Origin of the sequence: Coprococcus intestinalis, from assembly GCF_023656595.1 — a bacterium.
Lineage (GTDB): Bacteria > Bacillota > Clostridia > Lachnospirales > Lachnospiraceae > Coprococcus_A > Coprococcus_A intestinihominis.
The window spans coordinates 61,738-82,048 of the sequence record NZ_JAMOKJ010000003.1 but is presented as its reverse complement, the minus strand read 5'-3'; the positions used below and the strand labels follow the sequence as shown (position 1 = coordinate 82,048).

The window sequence follows — 20,311 nt, the reverse complement described above, 5'->3', positions numbered from 1 at the left end:
CTCGGAGGAGAAATATATGGCAGCATTGACACCGATGATGCAGCAATACATGGCGATCAAGGAGCAGTATAAAGACTGCATCCTTTTTTATCGTCTGGGCGATTTTTATGAAATGTTTTATGATGATGCCCTGACTGCATCCAGAGAACTTGAGATAACACTGACAGGCAAAAACTGCGGTCAGGAAGAGCGGGCACCAATGTGTGGTGTCCCTTATCATGCCGTGGATGTTTATTTGAACAAATTGGTTGCAAAGGGCTACAAGGTTGCAATCTGTGAGCAGGCGGAGGATCCGAAACAGGCGAAAGGCATTGTGAAGCGTGAAGTGATCCGGATTGTCACACCGGGAACGAATCTGAGCCAGCAGGCCCTGGATGAGGGCCGCAATAACTATCTGATGTGTCTTGTATATGACAATAATCAGTTCGGATTGGCAATCACGGATATTTCAACCGGCGATTTTTATACAACGGAAGTGGCAACACTGAAGGAACTTTATGATGAAATCCATCGTTTTTCACCATCAGAAATTATCTGCAACGATTCCTTCTATATGAGTGGGGCCAGTCTGGATGATTTCAAAGACCGTCTGCATGTTTCTGTATCCACACTGGATACGTGGTATATGGATGAGGCGGTGAGTGTTCAGAAGATCAAAGAGCATTTTAAGGTGGCCAGCCTTGACGGTCTTGGCTTGACAGATTTTCCATCTGGGACATTGGCTGTGGGCGCATTGCTATTATATCTTTATGAGACACAGAAGAATACTCTTGACAATCTGACCAAGATTACACCGTACCGCTCAGGTGGATATATGATCATTGACAGTGCCACTAACAGGAATCTTGAATTGATTGAGACCCTGAGGGAAAAGCAAAAAAAGGGCTCATTGCTGTGGGTGCTGGATAAGACAAAGACGGCCATGGGTGCCCGTCTGATGCGAAACTGGATTGAGCAGCCACTGATTGAGAAGAAGAAGATTACCGCAAGGCAGGATGCGGTGGAAGAATTATATAATGATATGATTACTAGAGAGGAGATACGGGAATATCTGAATGCAGTATACGATCTGGAACGTCTGGTGACTCGCATCAGTTACAGAACGGCGAATCCCCGGGATCTGATTGCTTTTAAGACATCTCTCGGAATGATTCCTCCTGTCAAACAGCTGCTTTCTCAGGCAAAAAGCGCAGAATTGAAAGAAATTGATGAAAGAATGGATTGTCTGGAGGATATTTATGATCTGATTGAAAAATCTATTCAGGATGAGCCACCGATTATGATTCGTGAGGGCGGCATGATCAAAGAGGGGTATAATGAAGACGTGGATAAGTTCCGTCTCTCAAGAACAGAAGGCAAAACCTGGCTGGCGGAGTTGGAGGCTCGTGAGAAGGAGAAAACCGGTATCAAGAATCTGCGTGTGCGCTATAACAAAGTTTTCGGCTATTATCTTGAAGTTACCAATTCCTATAAGGAGCTGGTGCCGGAGGACTGGACCCGCAAACAGACACTGGCCAATGCAGAGCGTTATATTACGCCGGAATTAAAAGAGCTGGAAGATATGATCCTTGGTGCGGAAGATAAGCTTGCTGCCCTTGAGTATGATCTCTATTGTGAAGTCAGGGACAGTATCGGTGAGCAGGTCGTTCGTATTCAGGAGACAGCTAAGGCAATCGCGCATTTGGATGTATTGGCTTCTCTGGCTTGTGTGGCTCAGAGCAATGATTACGTGCGCCCGTCTATTAACACAAAGGGCGTTATTGATATTCAGGGCGGCCGCCATCCGGTAGTAGAGAAGATGAACAACAATCAGATGTTTATCGACAACGATACTTATTTGGACAACAAGAACCATCGTATATCTATTATTACCGGTCCGAATATGGCTGGTAAGTCTACCTATATGCGCCAGTCGGCGCTGATCGTGCTCATGGCTCAGATCGGAAGCTTTGTACCGGCAAAATCAGCCAATATCGGCATTGTGGATAGAATTTTCACCCGTGTCGGTGCATCAGATGATCTGGCCAGTGGACAGAGTACTTTTATGGTGGAGATGACGGAAGTTGCCAATATTCTTCGCAATGCCACCAGCCGAAGTCTGCTGATCCTGGATGAAATCGGAAGAGGTACCAGTACATTTGATGGTTTAAGTATTGCCTGGGCGGTAGTAGAACATATCAGCAATCCGAAGCTTCTGGGGGCAAAGACATTGTTTGCTACCCATTATCATGAACTGACAGAACTGGAAGGAAAGCTTGACAGCGTGAACAATTACTGTATTGCCGTCAGAGAGCAGGGGGATGATATCATTTTCCTGAGAAAGATTATCCGCGGCGGTGCAGATAAGAGTTATGGTATTCAGGTAGCCCGTCTGGCAGGGGTACCTGATTCTGTCATTGACAGAGCAAAAGAGATTTCCAGCTGGCTGGAAGAAACAGATGTTACTGACAAGGCGAAAAATCTGCAGGTGAGAACTTCTGCTAAGAAAAAAGAAGTGGTCAGAGAGGCAGTTCCTGCTGAAAAACAGATGAGCCTTTTTGATATTTACCCGGCAGATCACCCGGTTCTGAAGGAACTGGCAGGACTGGATGTGTCCAACATGACACCGATTCAGGCACTGAATACATTATATGAACTTCAGAAAAGGTTAAAAGAGACAAATTAGCCATCAAATGGTCACAAAATACTGATATACTATTCATTTGGGATAAAATAAACAGGAGAGGGGGCAGCAGGATGAAGTCTATTCATTTACTGGACAGTGATACCATCAACAAGATTGCAGCCGGAGAGGTTGTGGAGAGACCGTCCTCGGTGATTAAAGAACTTGTGGAGAATGCTATTGATGCGAAAGCATCGGCAATTACGATTGAGATTAAAGAGGGCGGCATTGCCATGATGCGTGTGACGGATAATGGCGGCGGTATTGACAGAGATGATATCAAGACGGCGTTTGTCAGACATGCCACAAGTAAGATCGAAACGGCTATGGATCTGATGACAGTGGGATCACTGGGGTTCAGAGGAGAGGCTTTGTCAAGTATTGCCTCCGTTTCTCAGATTGAGCTGATTACAAAGGTACACCGGGAATTATTGGGGGTTCGTTACTGTATTGACGGTGGTGAAGAAAAGAGCTGTGATGATATCGGATGCCCGGACGGCACCACGATCATTGTGAGAAATCTGTTCTATAATACACCGGCCAGGAGAAAGTTTTTAAAGACGGCAGCCACGGAGGCGGCCTATATTAATGATCTGGCAGGACGACTGGCATTGTCCCATCCAGATGTATCCTTTAAGTTTATTAACAATAATCAGAATCGGCTTCATACCTCCGGCAACGGCAATCTGAGAGATATCATTTATCAGATTTACGGACGGGATGTGACAGGACAGCTGCTGGAAGTGGATGTTCAGGGCAAACTCTGTCATGTGACAGGATTTATCGGCAAGCCGATTTTATCCAGGGGTAATCGTTCCTGGGAGAATTATTTTATTAACGGCCGTTATATCAAGAGCAATATTATTACAAAGGCGATAGAGGATGCTTATAAGACATTTGTCATGATTCACAAATATCCTTTTACGGCCTTTCATATTGAAGTTGATCCGGCACTGATCGATGTCAATGTGCATCCGAGAAAAATGGAATTGCGGTTTAATCAGAATGAGGCTGTATATCAGGAAATTTATGATATTATCCGTGCAGTGCTGGAACACCGGGAGCTGATACCGGCCATTTCTCTGGAAGACCAGAAAAAGGCGAACGGGAAAGAAAAAGAAAAGGAATCTGGTCCGGAACCTTTTGAGCTGCAGCGATTGGCTGCTATGGGTGCCGGACAGAAGAAACCGGAGCAGTCATCATCGGCATATTCAAAGTCGGGACATTCTGTACCAACAGGTTTTTCAGCTAAATCATCGGTGGCAGCAGGCAGTGGCTATTCGGCGGCATCTTATCCGAATCAGGGTGCTGACAGCAAACCATATACTGCACCGACAGGACAATCAGGAAGTGCATTTGTGCGGGAAACACCGACGGAATATCATCATAAAGAGACGATGACACAAAGTACTTCGAAATTGCAGGATGAAAATAATAGGGCAGTGATGTTTGAAACTACGGAAGAACAGAAGAAAACAGAAGTGACGCTGTCTGAAGCAGCAGAGAAAGCACCGAAGCCGCATATGCCGATTGTTGGAGAACAGATGCAGCTTTTTGGTGAGGATGAAAGGCTTCTGGATGAGAAAGCAAGAGCACGGCATCGTTTGATCGGACAGGTTTTTGATACCTACTGGATGGTAGAATATGATGGCAAGCTTTTTATTATTGATCAGCATGCGGCCCATGAGAAGGTACTATATGAGAAGTTGATGAAAGCTTTTTCACAGAAAGCACTTCAAAAGCAGATGTTGTCACCGCCGGTTATACTGACATTGTCTATGCAGGAAGAGAATATTTATAAGCAGTATGCAGATTATTTTGCGGAACTTGGATTTGAAATAGAATTATTTGGCGGCAGAGAGTATGCAGTGCGCGGTGTGCCATTGCAGCTCTTTGGTATGAATGCCAGAGATATTTTTATTGAAGTTTTAGACAGTGTGACGGAGGAGAGCCGCAGATTGGATGGAAGTGCTATTACGGATCATATTGCAACGATGGCCTGCAAGGCGGCGGTTAAAGGTAATAATAAGCTGTCTTTCAAAGAGGCAGATACCCTGATCGAACAACTTTTGCAGGCAAAGAACCCGTATACATGTCCCCATGGCCGGCCGACGATTATTTCACTTTCAAAGTACGAACTGGAGAAGAAATTTAAACGAATTCAATCATAGAATGGGAGAATGAAACATGAAACAGCCACTCATTGTACTGACCGGACCGACAGCTTCCGGAAAGACAGCACTTTCCATTGGACTTGCCAAAGCAATTGGCGGTGAGATTATTTCTGCGGATTCTATGCAGGTTTACCGGCAGATGGATATCGGCACAGCCAAGATCCGTCCGGAGGAGATGGAGGGAATACCCCATTACCTTGTGGATGTGCTGGAACCAGATGCATCTTTTAATGTTGTTATTTTTCAGCAGATGGCCAGGGAGGCCATGGCCAGGATCCGAGCCAATGGCCATGTTCCGATAATTGTCGGCGGCACAGGCTTTTATATTCAGGCGATTCTGAATGATATTGATTTCAAAGAGAATGAAGATGACGGTTATCGCACGCAGTTGGAAGAGATGGCAGCTAAGGAGGACGGTCCGGAAAAACTTTATGAGATGTTGAAGAAAGTGGATCCGGAATCAGCAGAGAAGATTCATGGTCATAATACAAAGAGAGTCATTCGGGCGTTGGAGTATTTCCACCAGACAGGTCAGAAGATTTCCGAACATAATGAGCAGGAAGCGCAGAAAGAATCACCCTATAATTTTGCCTATTTTGTTTTGAACCGGCCAAGGGAGATCCTGTATGACCGGATTGACAAGAGAGTGGATCAAATGATGGAGGAAGGCCTTGTCGAAGAAGTTCGGAGTTTAAAAGAACATGGATACGATAGAAGTCTTGTCTCTATGCAGGGATTGGGATATAAGGAGATATTAGCTTATCTTGATGGGGAGATAACCCTTGAGGAAGCCGTTTATATATTAAAACGGGATACAAGACATTTTGCCAAAAGGCAGCTGACCTGGTTTAAGAGAGAACGGGAAGTGCTGTGGATAGATCAGTCACAATATGACGGGAAAGAGGCTATACTGACAGATATGATACATATCCTTCGCCAAAAAGGCATAATAGACGGATCTTGTATCATATAATAGGAAAGACAGCATCAGGATCTGTAAACAGGTTCCGAAGATGCGTTATTATATTAAGGAGAAAACAATGACAAACGATAAGATAGAATATGAATTAAAAGGACTGTATGAACATCTGCATCTGGATGAAGATGTGTATGATTATTGCAGCAAGATTGAGAAATCATTAAAAGAACGTTTTGAGGCAATTGATCAGGTTGCTGAATACAATCAGCTGAAGGTTATTCATGCTATGCAGAAGAACAGAGTCAGTGAAAGACATTTTGCAGGCACAACAGGTTATGGGTATGATGATGACGGACGAGATACCCTTGAGAAAGTATATGCAGATATTTTTCATACAGAGGATGCCCTTGTGCGCCCGCACATTACCTGTGGTACCCATGCATTAACGGTTGCTTTATCCGGCAATCTCAGACCGGGGGATGAACTTTTATCACCTGTGGGCAAACCATATGATACGCTGGAAGGCGTCATTGGTATCCGCCCGGAAGTGGGTTCTCTGGCAGAATACGGAGTGACTTACCGTCAGGTAGAACTTCTGGAGGATGGTTCTTTTGATTATCCGGCCATTGAAAAAGCCATCAATGAGAAAACAAAACTGGTAACGATCCAGCGATCAAAAGGGTATCTGCCGCGTCCGACGTTCTCTGTACAGCAGATTGGTGAACTGATCAGCTTTGTTAAGAAGATCAAACCGGATGTGATCTGTATGGTTGATAATTGTTACGGAGAATTTGTAGAGACGATTGAACCATCGGATGTGGGCGCGGATATGTGCGTCGGCTCTCTGATCAAAAATCCAGGCGGTGGCCTTGCGCCAAGTGGCGGCTATATTGTCGGACGTAAAGATTGTGTGGAAAGAGCTGCGTACAGATTGACAGCACCGGGGCTTGGAAAAGAGTTAGGTGCGAATCTGGGCGTGAACCGGGCACTGTATCAGGGACTTTTCCTGGCACCTCAGGTAACGGCTTCAGCTTTGAAATCCGCTATTTTTGCAGCGAATATTTACGAAAGTCTCGGATTTAAAGTGGTTCCAAACAGCACAGAATCCAGACATGATATTATTCAGGCTGTTGTACCGGGAACGGCAGAAGGCGTGATCGCGTTCTGTAAAGGTATTCAGGCTGCTGCACCGGTGGATAGCTATGTGACACCGGAGCCATGGGCCATGCCGGGGTATGACTGCGATGTTATTATGGCGGCCGGAGCCTTTATCTCAGGCTCATCCATCGAGCTGAGTGCGGATGGACCGATCAAGCCACCGTATGCGGTTTATTTCCAGGGCGGTCTGACATGGCACCATGGTAAATTCGGTATTATGATGTCACTTCAGAAAATGAAAGAGGCTGGATTAGTGCATCTGCCTTTGTAAGATTTTTGTCAGAAAGGATTTACAGTAAACTGTGTATACATGAGAATCCTTTTGTGATAAAATGAAATGAACTGTGAAGCTCCGATTGCCTGAATTGAAAGGAGCAGCAGTATGCAGAAAATCAAAAAACATCTGACAATGAAGGAGTTACCGGTTACGGAACGGCCTTATGAAAAGTGTGAGAAAAACGGAGCAGGGACGCTTTCCGATGCGGAGCTTCTTGCTATTATACTCAAGACAGGAACCAGAGGGGACAAGGTGATGGATTTGGCTGTACAACTGCTGAATTTGAATCCATCCTGTCCGGGCCTTGAGGGGATCATGGGGCTTGAACTTGCAGATTTTCAGAAGATACGCGGCATTGGACGGGTCAAAGCCGTTCAGTTGGCCGCTGTTTGCGAGTTGTCCAGAAGGATGACCCGCATTCAGTTCAGTGAGAGTTATGCTTTCACAACACCGCAGTCAATTGCGGATTATTATATGGCTTATATGTGCCGCCTGGGACATGAGGAAGTGCATGTGATGATGCTGGATACCAAACAGCATATGATCAGTGAGTGCCTTCTTACCAAGGGCACGGTCAATGCTTCTTTAATTGCTCCGAGAGAGATATTTATACAGGCATTGAAAGCCGGTGCAGTCAGCATTGTACTGGTACATAATCACCCCAGCGGTGATGATACACCCAGCAGAGAAGATCTGGCTGCAACAGAAAAGGTGAGATCAGCGGGCGAATTGATAGGTATCCGGCTGATTGATCATATTATTATCGGCAGCGGACATTTTACAAGTCTGTGCGGAAGTTGGAACCATTAGGAAAGGGGAAACACCATTGGCGGGAAGAAAATACGGTCTCGACCTTGGAACAATGAATATCAGGATTTTTCAGGGCGGACATGGACTTGTCGTATATGAAAAGAATATGATTGCCATACAGCGAAAGAAAGAAGTAGCGGCAATCGGGAATGATGCATTTGAAATGTATGAGCGGACGCCGGCATCCATTGTGATCTCGAATCCGGTCAGAGACGGTGTGATCGCAGACGTTAACAATATGAACAAAGTGGCAGAGGCACTTTTGAAAAAGTGCGGATGTACAACGGGCTTCATGAGAAATAACAGCTTTTATCTTGCGGTACCGTCAGATGTGACGGAGGTGGAGAAACGGGCCTATTTCGATCTTATTGCGCACTCCGCTTATAATACGCATAATATTTTTGTTGTAGAAAAACCATTGGCGGCAGCTCTTGGGGAGAATGTAGATGTCAAGAGTAAAAAGGGTATGATGATTGTGGATATGGGTGCTGGTACAACAGAGATCACAGTCATCACCATGGGCGGAATTGTGGTCAGCAAGTTGCTGAAAGTGGGTGGCAACACCATTAACGCATCCATTTGTCAGCTTGTGAAGGAGCGTCATCATCTGGTGATCGGGGATAAGACCGCCGAGTATCTGAAACTGGAATTGGGACATGCAATTCCCGGACAGGGACGCGGCAAAACAGTATTTGGAAGAGATGTGATTACAGGACTTCCGTCTAAAGCAGAAGTTTCAGATCATCTTGTTTTTGATTCCATGAAGAACTATCTGTTTCAGGTTGTGCGGACAATCCGCAACATTATGGAGACAATTCCACCGGAATTGTCCGGAGATATCATTGAGAACGGCATTTATTTTACAGGCGGAACGACATTAATTCCTGAATTGGACAGACTGTTTAATGCATCCCTCCGTGTGAAGGTTGTTTTTGCACCGAAGCCCCTTGAAAGTACTGCCAGAGGGCTTGGGGTGATCATGGATCATGCATCCGATTATAAGGATCTGACATTCTCATTGAGAGATGCAGCTTTTGAATAGAGGAATGAATATGAAGAACAACAAAAAAAATAAAATAAACCCGAAGTATGTACTTGCGGCCTTAAGTCTTTTGTGTATTGCCGGTATTGGTTTAAGCCTGTTTCGTGGTTTCTCGATGCCTGCAGCCGGTACGATCGTCAATTCGCTGATGGCGCCTATGCAGGAGGGCATCAATAGTTTTGGTAATTTTACAGCAGGTATTGTCCAGAGAAAACATAAGACGACGCAGCTCCAGAATGAAAATGAGGAGCTGAATAATGAAGTAGATAAGCTTCAGGCAAAGCTGACAGCTATGGAGAATAATCTGTCCGATTATGAGGATCTGCTGGATCTTCTGGCGCTGTCTGAGAAGTATCCCTCTTATGATATGACAGGTGCAAGGATCATTGGTAAAGATGCAGGCAACTGGTATGATACTTTCACGATCAATAAGGGAAGCGTTGACGGTATTAAGAAAGATATGAATGTTGTCGCAGGCAATGGCCTTGTGGGAATTGTTACACAGGTCAATGCCAATTCGGCAGTTGTTAGAAGTATCATTGACGATGCCAGCAATGTCAGCGGTATGATCAGCAAGAACCGGGATATCTGTATCGTCAATGGTGATCTGACATTGATGGACAGCGGATTGCTGGATGTCGAATTGATCACAAAGGGTTCAACGGTTGTCAAGGGTGATGAGGTGGTCACTTCCTATATCAGTGATAAATATCTCCCGGGACTTCTGATCGGTTACATCAGTGATGTGACAGAGAATGATACAGAGCTGACGCTCAGTGCCAAACTGACACCGACGGTGGATTTCCAGCATTTGTCCAATGTCCTTGTTATTAAACAGCTGAAAGAGGATATGAAAGAAACAGGAAGTGCATCAGAAACCGTTGCATCGGATACGCAGAGTACATCCGAGACACAAAGTGATACGGCGGATTCGACGGACAGCAGCGAGGAGGGTGAATAATGAAAAAGATATTGGCCTATGGCGGTCTGATTCTTCTTTTTCTTTTATTGCAGTGTTCATTTTTTGTACATCTCAGTCTGGCAGATGTTGTGCCGAATCTTCTGATTATATTGACAGCATCGATTGCCATTATCAATGGCAGTCTTGAGGGATGTCTTGTTGGATTTTGCTGCGGATTGTTGCTTGATCTGATGTTTGGACCGTATATCGGCATGTACGCCTTTGGTTATATGCTGTGCGGCTATTTGACAGGTATTGGTAATCGCCTTTTTTACAAAGAGGATTTGACATTTCCCGTACTGATGATTGCAGCAGCAGATCTGTTTTATGGATTTTATATGTATGTTTTCGGTTTTATGATCAGAGGCAGATTGAATGTATTGTTTTATTTGCGGAGGATCATCCTGCCGGAGGCTGTTTATACAGTGATTATCGCTGTTTTCCTTTATCGAATTATATTACTGATAACAGAGCACTTAGAGAAAAAAGGAAGTGAGAATCTCATTGTTTAAAAATCTGCTGGAAGATATATTGAGTTTTATTAAAACACGAACATTTATCCTGGGCGTTGTTTATACGATACTGCTGGCTGTTCTTATTCACCGTCTGTTTCAGCTTCAGATCATCAATGGCGAAGATTATCTGAATACGTTTACTTATCGTATTCAGAAGGACACAGAAATAGAGAGCCCGAGAGGCACCATCTATGATTGCAACGGGGTGCCGCTGGCGTACAACAAGTTGTCGAATGCTATCACGATAGAGGACAGCACATTGCTGACAGATAATCAGACGAGAAATACGATGATTGCCAAGCTGATCGGTTTTATTGAATCAACAGGCAACACATTGAATTATGATATTCCACTTGAAATGGACGCTTCAGGAACGTTGAGTTTTAATGCAGGTGAGAATACCGTTCTGAGATTCAAAAAGGACGTTTATAGTTCAGAGAAACTGACGGATGAACAGACGAATGCGACTGCTGAGGATGTTTATGCGTATATGAGAGGAAAGAAACTGTTCAATCTGGACGAATCCTATTCAAAGGAAGAGGCATTGAAGATTCTTTCTGTTCGCTTTGATCTCTGGATGAAACGTTATGAGAAATATCTGTCTATCACAGTGGCTAATGATGTCAATGATCAGCTGGTGGCTGCAGTCAAAGAAAATGCTGAGGATCTGCCGGGTGTATCGGTGGAACAGAGTTATACACGTGTTTATGCGGACAGCAAATATTTTTCTAACATTACAGGGTATATCGGATCGATTTCCGAAGATGAACTGGCTCAGTATAAAGAGGAGGGAAATGACAGCTATTCGCTTAATGATCAGATTGGCAAGACCGGTGTGGAATCCTATTTTGAATCCAAGTTGAAGGGGACGAAAGGTTCTCAGAAATTGTATGTCAACAGTCTGGGAAGTGTTCTGGAAGTAGCAAAAAAGGAAGATCCTATTCCGGGTGAGGACGTTTACCTGTCCATCGATGCAGATCTCCAGAAAAAAGCCTATGATATGTTGGAGGAGCGAATTGCGGGTATCCTGCTGACTTATATGTCAGATACCACGACAAACACAGGCAGTGATATTATGATTCCAATCAAAGAATATTACTATGCGTTGATTGATAATAATGTCATCAGTTTGTCTCATTTAAGTGCAGATGATGCAGATGACAGAGAGAAGAGTTTCTGGAAGGACTATAAAAACTACGAGTCATCCATTGCCTCTTCCCTGGACAGCAAAATGGACACGGCACTTGGAGAATTGGATGATGAGTATAAGGATTATCTTTTAATGACCTATTCCATGCTGAAGGATAAGTCTATATTGAATACAGGTGATCTGGATGATAATGACGAAACGCTGGCTAAATGGAATGACGGAAGCATCAGTTTTAATGAGCTGCTTGATTATGCCATCACGAAGGATATCGTCAATGTCAGTGCACTGAATCTGGAGAGCGATTATCTGGATACCAATGAGATCTATCAGGCATTGATTGAATATGTGGCACAGGAACTCCCTTTATATGAAGGCTTCGAAAAAAAGGCCATTTATTATATGTTGGAGAGTGATTATATAAACGGTACAGACATTTGTCTTTTATTGTATTCACAGCATGTACTGGAAGAGGATGATGATTATCAGGGCCTCCTTTCCGGCAGTCTTTCCGCAAAGAATTTTATGTACAATAAGATTTATAATCTTGAGATCACACCGGATATGCTGGCACTTCCGCCTTGTTCAGGTTCCTTTGTCCTGACGGATATTAATACCGGCAAAGTCAAGGCTCTGGTATCTTATCCGGGTTATGATGCCAATCAGATCAATAATGTCAGCTATTATGCATCGTTGATCAATAATTCATCATCACCTTTATATAACCGTGCGACGCAGCAGACATTAGCTCCGGGTTCAACTTTTAAACCGATTTCAGCCATTGCGGGTCTGGAGGAAGGCGTGATTGATGCAGACACTTATATCACAGACTATGTAGAGTATACAAAGGTTGTGCCGCATGCCAACTGCTGGAATTCAGCGGGACATGGCACCATCAATGTTGAACAGGCGATAGAATATTCCTGCAACTACTTCTTCTATGAAGTGGGTTACAGGCTGGGCTCGAAGAATAATACAACCGAACTGAATGATTCAACAGGTCTGGCTCTTTTAGCCAAGTATGCGAAGATGTTCGGACTGGATTCCGTCAGCGGACTTGAGCTTCCGGAGACAACCCCGAGAATTTCCGATGAGAGTGTTGTCCGTTCAGCAATTGGACAGGCAACCCACAACTATACAGCGGCTGAATTGGCACGCTATGTGACAGCTATTGCCAATTCCGGCAATTTGTATCAGTTATCCATTCTGGATAAGATTACCGACAGTGAGGGCAATGTACTGGAGGAAAATGAACCGAAGCTGACCAACAAGATTGAACTGAAACAGAGCACATGGGATATGGTACATACAGGTATGTATAAGGTATGTAATGAATCTTCTTACCGTTCACAAATGGGCGGACTGAAAGTGACTCTGGCAGGTAAATCCGGTACGGCGCAGGTATCAGAGAAACTGCCTAACCATGGACTTTTCATTGGTTATGCGCCTTATGAGAATCCGGAGGTTGCCGCAACGCTGATCATTCCGAATGGTCATGGTTCTTCAAATGTACTGGATCTGTATGCGGATCTGATGTGTTACTATTTTGGTGTGCCGGAAAAGAATGCTTCAGATGATATATCCGGTTCGGCAACAAGAACAGCGAATATTCCGGATCAGAATATTCAGGCGGATTAATTCAACGGACATGAACATACAAAAGAAAACAATGATCTAAAAATAAAAGGATTCAATGGTTTTTGGGAGGTATGAGCATGGGAGAAGTATTTGTCATTACATCAGGTAAAGGCGGTGTAGGAAAAACAACATCAACAGCCAATATCGGTGCAGGTTTAGCTGCTGCAGATAAGAAGACAATTCTGATCGATACAGATATTGGCTTAAGAAATCTGGATGTGATCATGGGACTTGAAAACAGGATTGTTTATCATCTGGTAGATATTATCGAAGGCGGGTGCCGGATCAAGCAGGCACTGATCCGGGATAAACGTTATCCGAATTTGTTCCTTCTTCCATCCGCGCAGACGAGAGACAAGACAAGTGTTTCGCCGGAACAAATGAAAAAGCTGATCGAGCAGCTGAGAGATGATTTTGATTATATCCTGATTGACTGTCCTGCAGGCATTGAAAGAGGCTTCTACAATGCCATTGCCGGGGCAGATCGTGCATTAATCGTGACAACACCGGAGGTATCGGCCATCCGGGACGCGGATCGGATCACGGGTCTTCTGGAAGCATCCCATATCAAAAATATTAATCTGATCATTAATCGGATTCGTTTTGACATGGTAAGGCGGGGAGATATGATGAGTATAGAAGATATTGTAGATATTTTGTCACTGGATCTGATCGGTGTGATCCCGGATGATGAAAATGTGGTTGTTGCTGCCAATCAGGGGGAATCATTGACAGGTTATCATACGCCTGCGGGAAAAGCCTATGAGAATATCTGCAGACGTATCATGGGAGAAGATGTTCCCCTGGCCTGTTACCCTCGAAGAAAAAGCTTTTTCTTCCGGGTTGCGGATTATCTGATTCACAGATAGAAAGGAGCTGTCAGGATGTTTTCATTTCTGTTTGGAAGAAAAAGAAAGATTTCCGGTAAAGTCGCCAGCAGCCGGTTAAAGCAGCTGCTTCTGTCGGACAGAATAGCTTGTCCGACAGAGATCACAGATAGTATTCGAGGAGATATTGTATCTGCACTTAGCAAATATGTCGAAATAGACATTCAGAATATTGATATTCATATTACACAAAAGGAAAATCAGAATCGGTCCAGGTCACCGCTTCTGACTGTTTATGTGCCTTTTAAGGAAATAAACCGTCATTCGGTATGATAGGAGAAAAATGTTACAAAGAAGAAAAATATTACAGTATCACACAAATAAATATAATATCCATATGTATAATTTCAGACTGGTTTTATATGTATGGGTGCTAAGTATTATTGGTATACTCGTTATTAACAGTGCAGCCGATGGTTTCGCCGCTAAACAGCTCATAGGCTTTGTCGGTGGATCGGTCGTCATGATAATTTTTTCACTTATTGACTATAATTATATTGCAAAATTCGAATGGTTTTTGTATTCTATTAATATAGGTATGTTGATTGCTGTCAAGCTTTTTGGTATTAGTGTGAATGGTGCCAGAAGATGGTTTTCATTGGGGCCTTTTGGTACTTTCCAGCCATCAGAGCTCAGCAAGGTGATCATGCTGATTATTTTTGCACATCTGATCAGTGAGCAGAAGGAGAAGATCAACAGTCTGGCAACGATTCTGAGGATTGGTATTTTATATATGATTCCGATGTTTCTGGTTGCATGGGAGCCGGATCTCTCGACAACAATGGTTTTTGCATTTTTGTTTTGTACATTGATGTTTGTTGGCGGTATCAGTTATAAGATTATCGGTGCGATACTGGGTGCAGCCCTGCCGTTGGGCGGTATTTTGATCTGGTATATCCAGCAGCCCGGTCAGATCTTATTACATGATTATCAGCTTAATAGAGTTCTCAGTTTCCTGAATCCTTCGGATTATCTTTTGACAACCTATAATCAGCAATATAATTCCATTATGGCGATCGGCTCAGGTATGCTCACTGGTAAGGGACTTGATAATAATACGATTACATCCGTCAAGGGAGGCAATTTCATATCAGAGCCTCAGACAGACTTTATTTTCGCAGTTGTCGGAGAAGAACTGGGATTTATAGGAAGTTGTGTTGTCATAGGGCTCATTTTATTAATTGTGATCGAATGCCTGCGTGTTGCAAAGGATGCAAGAGATATGAGAGGCCACCTGGTCGCATCGGGGGTTGCCGGTATTATTACATTCCAGGCTTTTGTCAATATTGGTGTGGCAACAGGCATACTGCCGAATACGGGGCTTCCGTTGCCCTTCGTCAGTTATGGTCTGAGTTCATTGCTGAGTAATTTTATATGTATTGGTTTAGTTTTGAATGTTGGTTTACAGCGGAACAGGAGGTAAGTTTTTATGAACATTGGTTTAGTAGCCCATGATACAAAAAAAATGTTGATGCAGAATTTCTGTATCGCTTACAGAGGAATACTGGCGCGTAATGAATTATATGCGACAGGCACCACAGGGCGTTTAATAGAAGAAGTGACGAATCTTAATATACACAAGTTTCTTGCCGGACATCTCGGCGGGGAACAGCAGTTAGGTGCACAGATTGAACATAACAACATTGACCTGATGATTTTCCTGAGGGATCCGTATACGCCAAAGCGTCATGAACCGGATGCCCACGCAATTGTCAGCTTATGTGATGCACATAATATTCCGATCGCAACAAACCTGGCAACAGCAGAACTTTTGATCAAGGCTCTGGACAGAGGCGATCTGGAATGGCGTGAATTTTATAAATAACAGGTGAAGAGAATGAAGAAAATATTAACAGCAGCCTGCATATGCAGTGTACTGTTATGCGGATGCCAGAGCCAGACAGCGTATCTGAAGCCCTATACAGTTGTGACGGCGAGTAAGACTGCAGATGCGGCTTCCATGCTGAATATAGAGGCTTGGGAAGGCTTTGCGGAGAACCTAGGTGTTGTATCGGTGGAAGACAGTGAGAACGGCATCAACCAGGAGACACTTTCACAGCTTGACGCCAAGGAAATTTTTCTGACGGGCACAACGGATAAGACGGTCATCACGGCGAAGAATATTTATACACAGATGCCGCCGGCCAGCATTACCAAGATTCTGACAGCGCTGGTGGCACTGGAGACTGTTCAGGATCTGGATCAGGAAGTAACTTTGACGGATGATGTGAATGTTGATGTCGCAGATGCACAGGTGTGCGGTTTTAAAGCCGGAGATAAGATGACTTTGAAGACCTTATTGTATTGTATGCTGATCTATTCCGGCAACGATGCAGCCAATGCCGTAGCTTCTGCAGTCAGCGGGGGAGATATACCGGCTTTTTGTGACAAGATGAATGCGGAAGCCCAGAGGCTTGGTGCAACGCAGACACATTTTGTGACGCCGAATGGTCTGGATGATCCGGATCATTATACAACAGCTTATGATCTTTATTTGATTTTCAATGAATGTCTGAAGTATGATCTGTTTAAGGATGCGATTCATCAGGCACATTATACCGCTGTATTTACACGGAATGGGCAGGAAGTGCAGCAGACGTATGACTCGACAAATTATTATCTGCTGGGCAACAAGACACCGCCCGAAGGCGTCAGCATTATTGGTGGCAAGACCGGTACAACAGATAATGCAGGACTGTGTCTGATTCTTTATGTGGAGGATGGCTCAGGAAACGGTTATATTTCCGTTTTGCTTGGTTGTCCGGATAAAGATACGCTTTATTCGAGTATGTCAAAATTATTATCAGATATTAGCAAATAAGCATTGTATTTTTAGACAATTTATACTATAATTAAGACAAATATATTTAAATTTTTTTAAATTTAAATATAATTTACGTGCATAAGCTAGGAGGAGATTACAATGATACAGATTATATCAGGTGTAAAAGGCAAAGGTAAAACAAAATTCTTGATTCAGAAAGCGAATGAAGCAGTAAAGGCTGCAAACGGCAGTGTTGTCTATCTCGACAAGAATAACAAGCATATGTATGAATTAAGCAACCGCATTCGTTTGATCAATGTTGGCGATTTCCCGATTGATACATATGATGCATTTATTGGATTTATCTGTGGTCTGATTTCACAGGACAGAGATCTGGAGCATATGTTCTTTGATAGCTTCCTGACAATTGCAAGCGTATCTGATGATTATGTTGGCTACGTATTATCTAAACTTGCAGATGTATCAGAGAAGTTCAATGTAGATTTTACGATCAGTATTTCCATTGATGCGGATAATATTCCAGAAGAGTTTAAGAAGGATATCGTTATCTCCTTATAATTTGGATATTATATCATGATTTAGAAGAAAACAGCAGAAGTACTTAAGTGGTATTTCTGCTGTTTTTGTTCTGTATGGAGCCATTTCATTTCCCCGGAAAAGGATTAATTTGTCCTGAGTTTCCAGAAAAGGATCAGGGAATAAATACCGGCAATGCCCACAACGGCAAAAATAATCCGGGTCACAGCAGTGAGTGTGCCGAAGAAGTAGCTGATCAGGTCAAATTCAAAAAAACCGATGAGTCCCCAGTTAATAGCTCCAATGATGATCAGTATCAGAGCTGTAATGTCAAGCCAGTTCCTTTCCATGTCAATTCCTCCTTTCGCGAAGCGGCATGATATCATTATTATTGAATAAAAATTGAAGATTATGTGTACTTTATGATAATTTTGTGAAAAAGGGTTCCAATATAAGTCAAAAAAAGATATAATTAATGAATGCAGGTATTTATGAAGGAGGAAAAAACAGTGTTTTATCCCTATTCTAGCTGGCTTAAACAGCGCTATGGAGAAAAGGTTTACAAGCTTCCGGTCAACCTGCCGGTATCCTGCCCGAACCGTTGTGACGGACATGGAGGATGTACATTTTGTTCTGAAAAGGGAACCGGGTTTGAATCTGTCTGGCAGCCTGCATCGGTGACGGAACAGATGCAGCATGCAAGAGATGTTGTTGCCAAACGGTATAAGGCCCGTAAGTTTATTGCATATTTTCAGAATTATACGAATACATTTATGGCAATGGAACTATTTAAAGCTTATCTGGAGGAAGCGGCGGCTTTTCCGGATGTGGTTGAGATTTCGGTTTCCACAAGACCTGACTGTATCCGTACAGATTATCTGGCGTGTCTGGCAGAACTTCAGGAGCGCACCCACGTTGGCATCAATATAGAATTGGGATTGCAGACGGCGAATTATCATACCTTGGACAGAGTTCACAGAGGACATGGACTGGCTGAATATATAGATGCGGTTCTGGCAATCAAGAGATATCCGTTTACTGTGTGCACACATCTGATTGCCAATCTCCCGGGAGACACTCTTCGGGATGCAGTGGAAACAGCCAGAATTGTTTCTGTTCTGCATTCGGATATTGTGAAGATTCATTCATTATATATAGCAAAAGACAGTCAGATGGCTGAGGATTACCTGGCAGGCAGACTTACGATCTGCAGCAAAGAAGAATATTTTGAACGTGTCAGGGCAATGCTTGAGAATCTGGATCCATCTATTGCGGTTGAGCGGTTGTTCAGTCGTATACCGGAGCAAGATGCTGTTTTCTGCAACTGGGGAATCAGCTGGTGGAAGCTGAAGGATGAGTTTGAAGTATATATGCAGCAGAATAGCAGCTGCCAGGGTAAACATTTTGATTATATGAATGGTTCGGCACTAAAAGGAGTTTTTTAATGGGGTCAGAGAAACAGACCGTCTCGAAAAACGGCGGAAGGCACTTGAAACTGAATATAGGGCTGATTGTATTTATAGGCATTTTTATTTATTTGATAGCAATCGGTCTGTCCTACCTTATGAGAAATCATATTTCTTTTTATGAAGTTCAGCAAGGATGGATTGTTGACAGTGATACCTTTACAGGCTTTATTCTTCGTAATGAGGCAGTTGTAAACACCGGACAAAGCGGTTATATCAACTATTTTGTCAATGATGGTGCCATGGTTGCCAGAGAGGGCAATGTCTGCATGGTCACTACCAATGCCGGCAGCAGTGTACAGGGAACAGCAGATGGATCAGCATTGATGTTGAATGACAGTGACTATAGTGATATTCGGGAACAGGTTTTGTCTTTCAAAAAGAAATATAACGATAGTGATTATGCGTCGGTGTATGATCTGGATTATCAGTTGGGAAATATTGTCAGTAATATTGTCAGCAGGAATAATATTAATTCCATGAATCAGGCTGATTCCGCCAGTGGATATACGGTAATGACGGCTGATCAGTCAGGAATTGTCAGTTATTCTTATGACGGCATGGAAAGCTATACGCAGGATGATATGACACCGGAACTTTTTTCGGCCAGGAACTATGAGAAGACCCAGTTGTCTGCCGGTATGAAGATAGACAGCGCATCACCGGCCTATAAGTTGATCTATGATGATAACTGGCAGATTGTGATTTGTCCGACGGCGGATCAGTACAAAAGGCTCAAAGAGCTGGATACGGTGAATCTGCAGCTTCAGCGGGACAATATTACAGTCAGCGCAGATGTATCGACCTTTCAGAAAGACGGCACCGATTATGTCAGCTTTTCGTTATCCAACTATATGGTCCGCTATTGCAATGATCGTTATATTGATATTGAGATTATCTGGGACAACCATGATGGATTGAAGATTCCAAAGTCATCAATTGTGTCCAAGAATTTTTACAGGATTCCGGTTGATTATCTCCAGAGGGAGGAAGAGAGTTCGGAAAGCGGCTTTTATTCGGTGGATAATGATGAAACAGTTTTTATCAAACCGGTTATTTATGCACAGAATAAGGAATATTGTTATGTAGACTGTGCGGATATTGCGGAAGGTACTGTTCTTAAGAAACCTTCTTCCGATGAGACCTATACAATTGGAGAGACAGAAGCTTTAAAAGGTGTTTATAATATCAATAAAGGCTATGCAATGTTCCGCTTGATTGATATTTTGTATGAATATGGCGATTATTGTATTGTCAGTGATAAGACGGATTATGGTGTGACGTTGTATGATCATATTATTTTGAATGGCAGCAGTGTCAAAGAAAATGATATTATATATTAGATATAGATGAA

Annotated in this window: 18 protein-coding genes; 17 read left to right on the top strand and 1 reads right to left on the bottom strand. The window is 43.3% G+C overall.

Annotation, left to right across the window (positions count from 1 at the left end):
* Positions 1-16: 16 nt before the first annotated feature.
* The 15 genes from mutS to NBH03_RS03150 all read left to right on the top strand — a co-directional run bounded on the left by mutS (position 17) and on the right by NBH03_RS03150 (position 17,533).
* Positions 17-2,665 (top strand): DNA mismatch repair protein MutS, encoded by a 2,649-nt coding sequence (mutS, locus tag NBH03_RS03220; RefSeq protein ID WP_227081490.1) that lies wholly within the window; start codon positions 17-19, stop codon positions 2,663-2,665.
* 71 nt (positions 2,666-2,736) lie between these two features.
* Positions 2,737-4,833, top strand: coding sequence for a DNA mismatch repair endonuclease MutL (mutL, locus tag NBH03_RS03215; RefSeq protein WP_250797032.1), 2,097 nt, complete (start codon positions 2,737-2,739; stop codon positions 4,831-4,833).
* A gap of 16 nt (positions 4,834-4,849) precedes the next feature.
* Positions 4,850-5,809 (top strand): tRNA (adenosine(37)-N6)-dimethylallyltransferase MiaA, encoded by a 960-nt coding sequence (gene miaA, locus NBH03_RS03210; RefSeq protein ID WP_117526780.1) that lies wholly within the window; start codon positions 4,850-4,852, stop codon positions 5,807-5,809.
* Positions 5,810-5,876: 67 nt separating this feature from the next.
* Positions 5,877-7,184, top strand: a complete 1,308-nt coding sequence (locus NBH03_RS03205) for a methionine gamma-lyase family protein (protein ID WP_227081492.1) — start codon at positions 5,877-5,879, stop codon at positions 7,182-7,184.
* 111 nt (positions 7,185-7,295) lie between these two features.
* Positions 7,296-8,000, top strand: a complete 705-nt coding sequence (radC, locus tag NBH03_RS03200; protein ID WP_215689478.1) for a RadC family protein — start codon at positions 7,296-7,298, stop codon at positions 7,998-8,000.
* 16 nt (positions 8,001-8,016) lie between these two features.
* On the top strand, positions 8,017-9,042 hold the full coding sequence (locus NBH03_RS03195; RefSeq protein WP_250797025.1) for a rod shape-determining protein: 1,026 nt from the start codon (positions 8,017-8,019) through the stop codon (positions 9,040-9,042).
* A gap of 10 nt (positions 9,043-9,052) precedes the next feature.
* On the top strand, positions 9,053-10,003 hold the full coding sequence (gene mreC, locus NBH03_RS03190; protein WP_015514117.1) for a rod shape-determining protein MreC: 951 nt from the start codon (positions 9,053-9,055) through the stop codon (positions 10,001-10,003).
* Positions 10,003-10,515: a rod shape-determining protein MreD gene (mreD, locus tag NBH03_RS03185; RefSeq protein WP_015514118.1), complete on the top strand. Its 513-nt coding sequence runs from the start codon at positions 10,003-10,005 to the stop codon at positions 10,513-10,515. The genes mreC and mreD overlap by 1 nt, the downstream gene beginning before the upstream one ends.
* On the top strand, positions 10,508-13,303 hold the full coding sequence (locus NBH03_RS03180; RefSeq protein WP_250797020.1) for a penicillin-binding transpeptidase domain-containing protein: 2,796 nt from the start codon (positions 10,508-10,510) through the stop codon (positions 13,301-13,303). The genes mreD and NBH03_RS03180 overlap by 8 nt, the downstream gene beginning before the upstream one ends.
* A 77-nt stretch (positions 13,304-13,380) precedes the next feature.
* On the top strand, positions 13,381-14,172 hold the full coding sequence (minD, locus tag NBH03_RS03175) for a septum site-determining protein MinD (protein WP_015514119.1): 792 nt from the start codon (positions 13,381-13,383) through the stop codon (positions 14,170-14,172).
* Positions 14,173-14,187: 15 nt separating this feature from the next.
* Complete coding sequence (locus tag NBH03_RS03170) at positions 14,188-14,463, top strand: cell division topological specificity factor MinE (RefSeq protein ID WP_015514120.1); 276 nt, start codon at positions 14,188-14,190, stop codon at positions 14,461-14,463.
* Positions 14,464-14,473: 10 nt separating this feature from the next.
* The gene (locus tag NBH03_RS03165) at positions 14,474-15,613 is read left to right on the top strand and encodes an FtsW/RodA/SpoVE family cell cycle protein (RefSeq protein WP_250797015.1); all 1,140 of its coding nucleotides are present in this window, start codon (positions 14,474-14,476) and stop codon (positions 15,611-15,613) included.
* 6 nt (positions 15,614-15,619) lie between these two features.
* Positions 15,620-16,015 (top strand): methylglyoxal synthase, encoded by a 396-nt coding sequence (locus NBH03_RS03160; protein ID WP_015514122.1) that lies wholly within the window; start codon positions 15,620-15,622, stop codon positions 16,013-16,015.
* Positions 16,016-16,027: 12 nt separating this feature from the next.
* Complete coding sequence (locus tag NBH03_RS03155) at positions 16,028-17,011, top strand: serine hydrolase (protein WP_250797013.1); 984 nt, start codon at positions 16,028-16,030, stop codon at positions 17,009-17,011.
* Positions 17,012-17,113: 102 nt separating this feature from the next.
* Positions 17,114-17,533: a hypothetical protein gene (locus NBH03_RS03150; protein WP_015514124.1), complete on the top strand. Its 420-nt coding sequence runs from the start codon at positions 17,114-17,116 to the stop codon at positions 17,531-17,533.
* A 104-nt stretch (positions 17,534-17,637) separates the two neighbouring features.
* Here the strand turns inward: NBH03_RS03150 and NBH03_RS03145 are convergent, their stop codons facing one another.
* On the bottom strand, positions 17,638-17,841 hold the full coding sequence (locus tag NBH03_RS03145) for a DUF378 domain-containing protein (protein ID WP_015514125.1): 204 nt from the start codon (positions 17,839-17,841) through the stop codon (positions 17,638-17,640).
* Between the two features lie 129 nt (positions 17,842-17,970).
* Between NBH03_RS03145 and mnmL the strand changes: the two genes are divergently transcribed.
* Together mnmL and NBH03_RS03135 are read left to right on the top strand one after the other, a co-directional pair.
* Entirely contained in the window at positions 17,971-18,936 is a 966-nt protein-coding gene (mnmL, locus tag NBH03_RS03140; protein WP_250797011.1) for a tRNA modification radical SAM protein MnmL/YtqA, read from the top strand.
* Complete coding sequence (locus tag NBH03_RS03135) at positions 18,936-20,300, top strand: biotin/lipoyl attachment domain-containing protein (RefSeq protein WP_250797010.1); 1,365 nt, start codon at positions 18,936-18,938, stop codon at positions 20,298-20,300. The genes mnmL and NBH03_RS03135 overlap by 1 nt, the downstream gene beginning before the upstream one ends.
* The last annotated feature ends 11 nt before the right edge of the window (positions 20,301-20,311 follow it).

What these genes read in the sequence shown, in the direction of transcription:
- mutS (WP_227081490.1), top strand. Translation starts at nt 17, where the DNA reads ATGGCAGCATTGACACCGATGATGCAGCAATACATGGCGATCAAGGAG.
- mutL (WP_250797032.1), top strand. Translation starts at nt 2,737, where the DNA reads ATGAAGTCTATTCATTTACTGGACAGTGATACCATCAACAAGATTGCA.
- miaA (WP_117526780.1), top strand. Translation starts at nt 4,850, where the DNA reads ATGAAACAGCCACTCATTGTACTGACCGGACCGACAGCTTCCGGAAAG.
- NBH03_RS03205 (WP_227081492.1), top strand. Translation starts at nt 5,877, where the DNA reads ATGACAAACGATAAGATAGAATATGAATTAAAAGGACTGTATGAACAT.
- radC (WP_215689478.1), top strand. Translation starts at nt 7,296, where the DNA reads ATGCAGAAAATCAAAAAACATCTGACAATGAAGGAGTTACCGGTTACG.
- mreC (WP_015514117.1), top strand. Translation starts at nt 9,053, where the DNA reads ATGAAGAACAACAAAAAAAATAAAATAAACCCGAAGTATGTACTTGCG.
- mreD (WP_015514118.1), top strand. Translation starts at nt 10,003, where the DNA reads ATGAAAAAGATATTGGCCTATGGCGGTCTGATTCTTCTTTTTCTTTTA.
- minD (WP_015514119.1), top strand. Translation starts at nt 13,381, where the DNA reads ATGGGAGAAGTATTTGTCATTACATCAGGTAAAGGCGGTGTAGGAAAA.
- NBH03_RS03170 (WP_015514120.1), top strand. Translation starts at nt 14,188, where the DNA reads ATGTTTTCATTTCTGTTTGGAAGAAAAAGAAAGATTTCCGGTAAAGTC.
- NBH03_RS03165 (WP_250797015.1), top strand. Translation starts at nt 14,474, where the DNA reads ATGTTACAAAGAAGAAAAATATTACAGTATCACACAAATAAATATAAT.
- NBH03_RS03160 (WP_015514122.1), top strand. Translation starts at nt 15,620, where the DNA reads ATGAACATTGGTTTAGTAGCCCATGATACAAAAAAAATGTTGATGCAG.
- NBH03_RS03155 (WP_250797013.1), top strand. Translation starts at nt 16,028, where the DNA reads ATGAAGAAAATATTAACAGCAGCCTGCATATGCAGTGTACTGTTATGC.
- NBH03_RS03150 (WP_015514124.1), top strand. Translation starts at nt 17,114, where the DNA reads ATGATACAGATTATATCAGGTGTAAAAGGCAAAGGTAAAACAAAATTC.
- NBH03_RS03145 (WP_015514125.1), bottom strand. Translation starts at nt 17,841, where the DNA reads ATGGAAAGGAACTGGCTTGACATTACAGCTCTGATACTGATCATCATT.
- mnmL (WP_250797011.1), top strand. Translation starts at nt 17,971, where the DNA reads ATGCAGGTATTTATGAAGGAGGAAAAAACAGTGTTTTATCCCTATTCT.
- NBH03_RS03135 (WP_250797010.1), top strand. Translation starts at nt 18,936, where the DNA reads ATGGGGTCAGAGAAACAGACCGTCTCGAAAAACGGCGGAAGGCACTTG.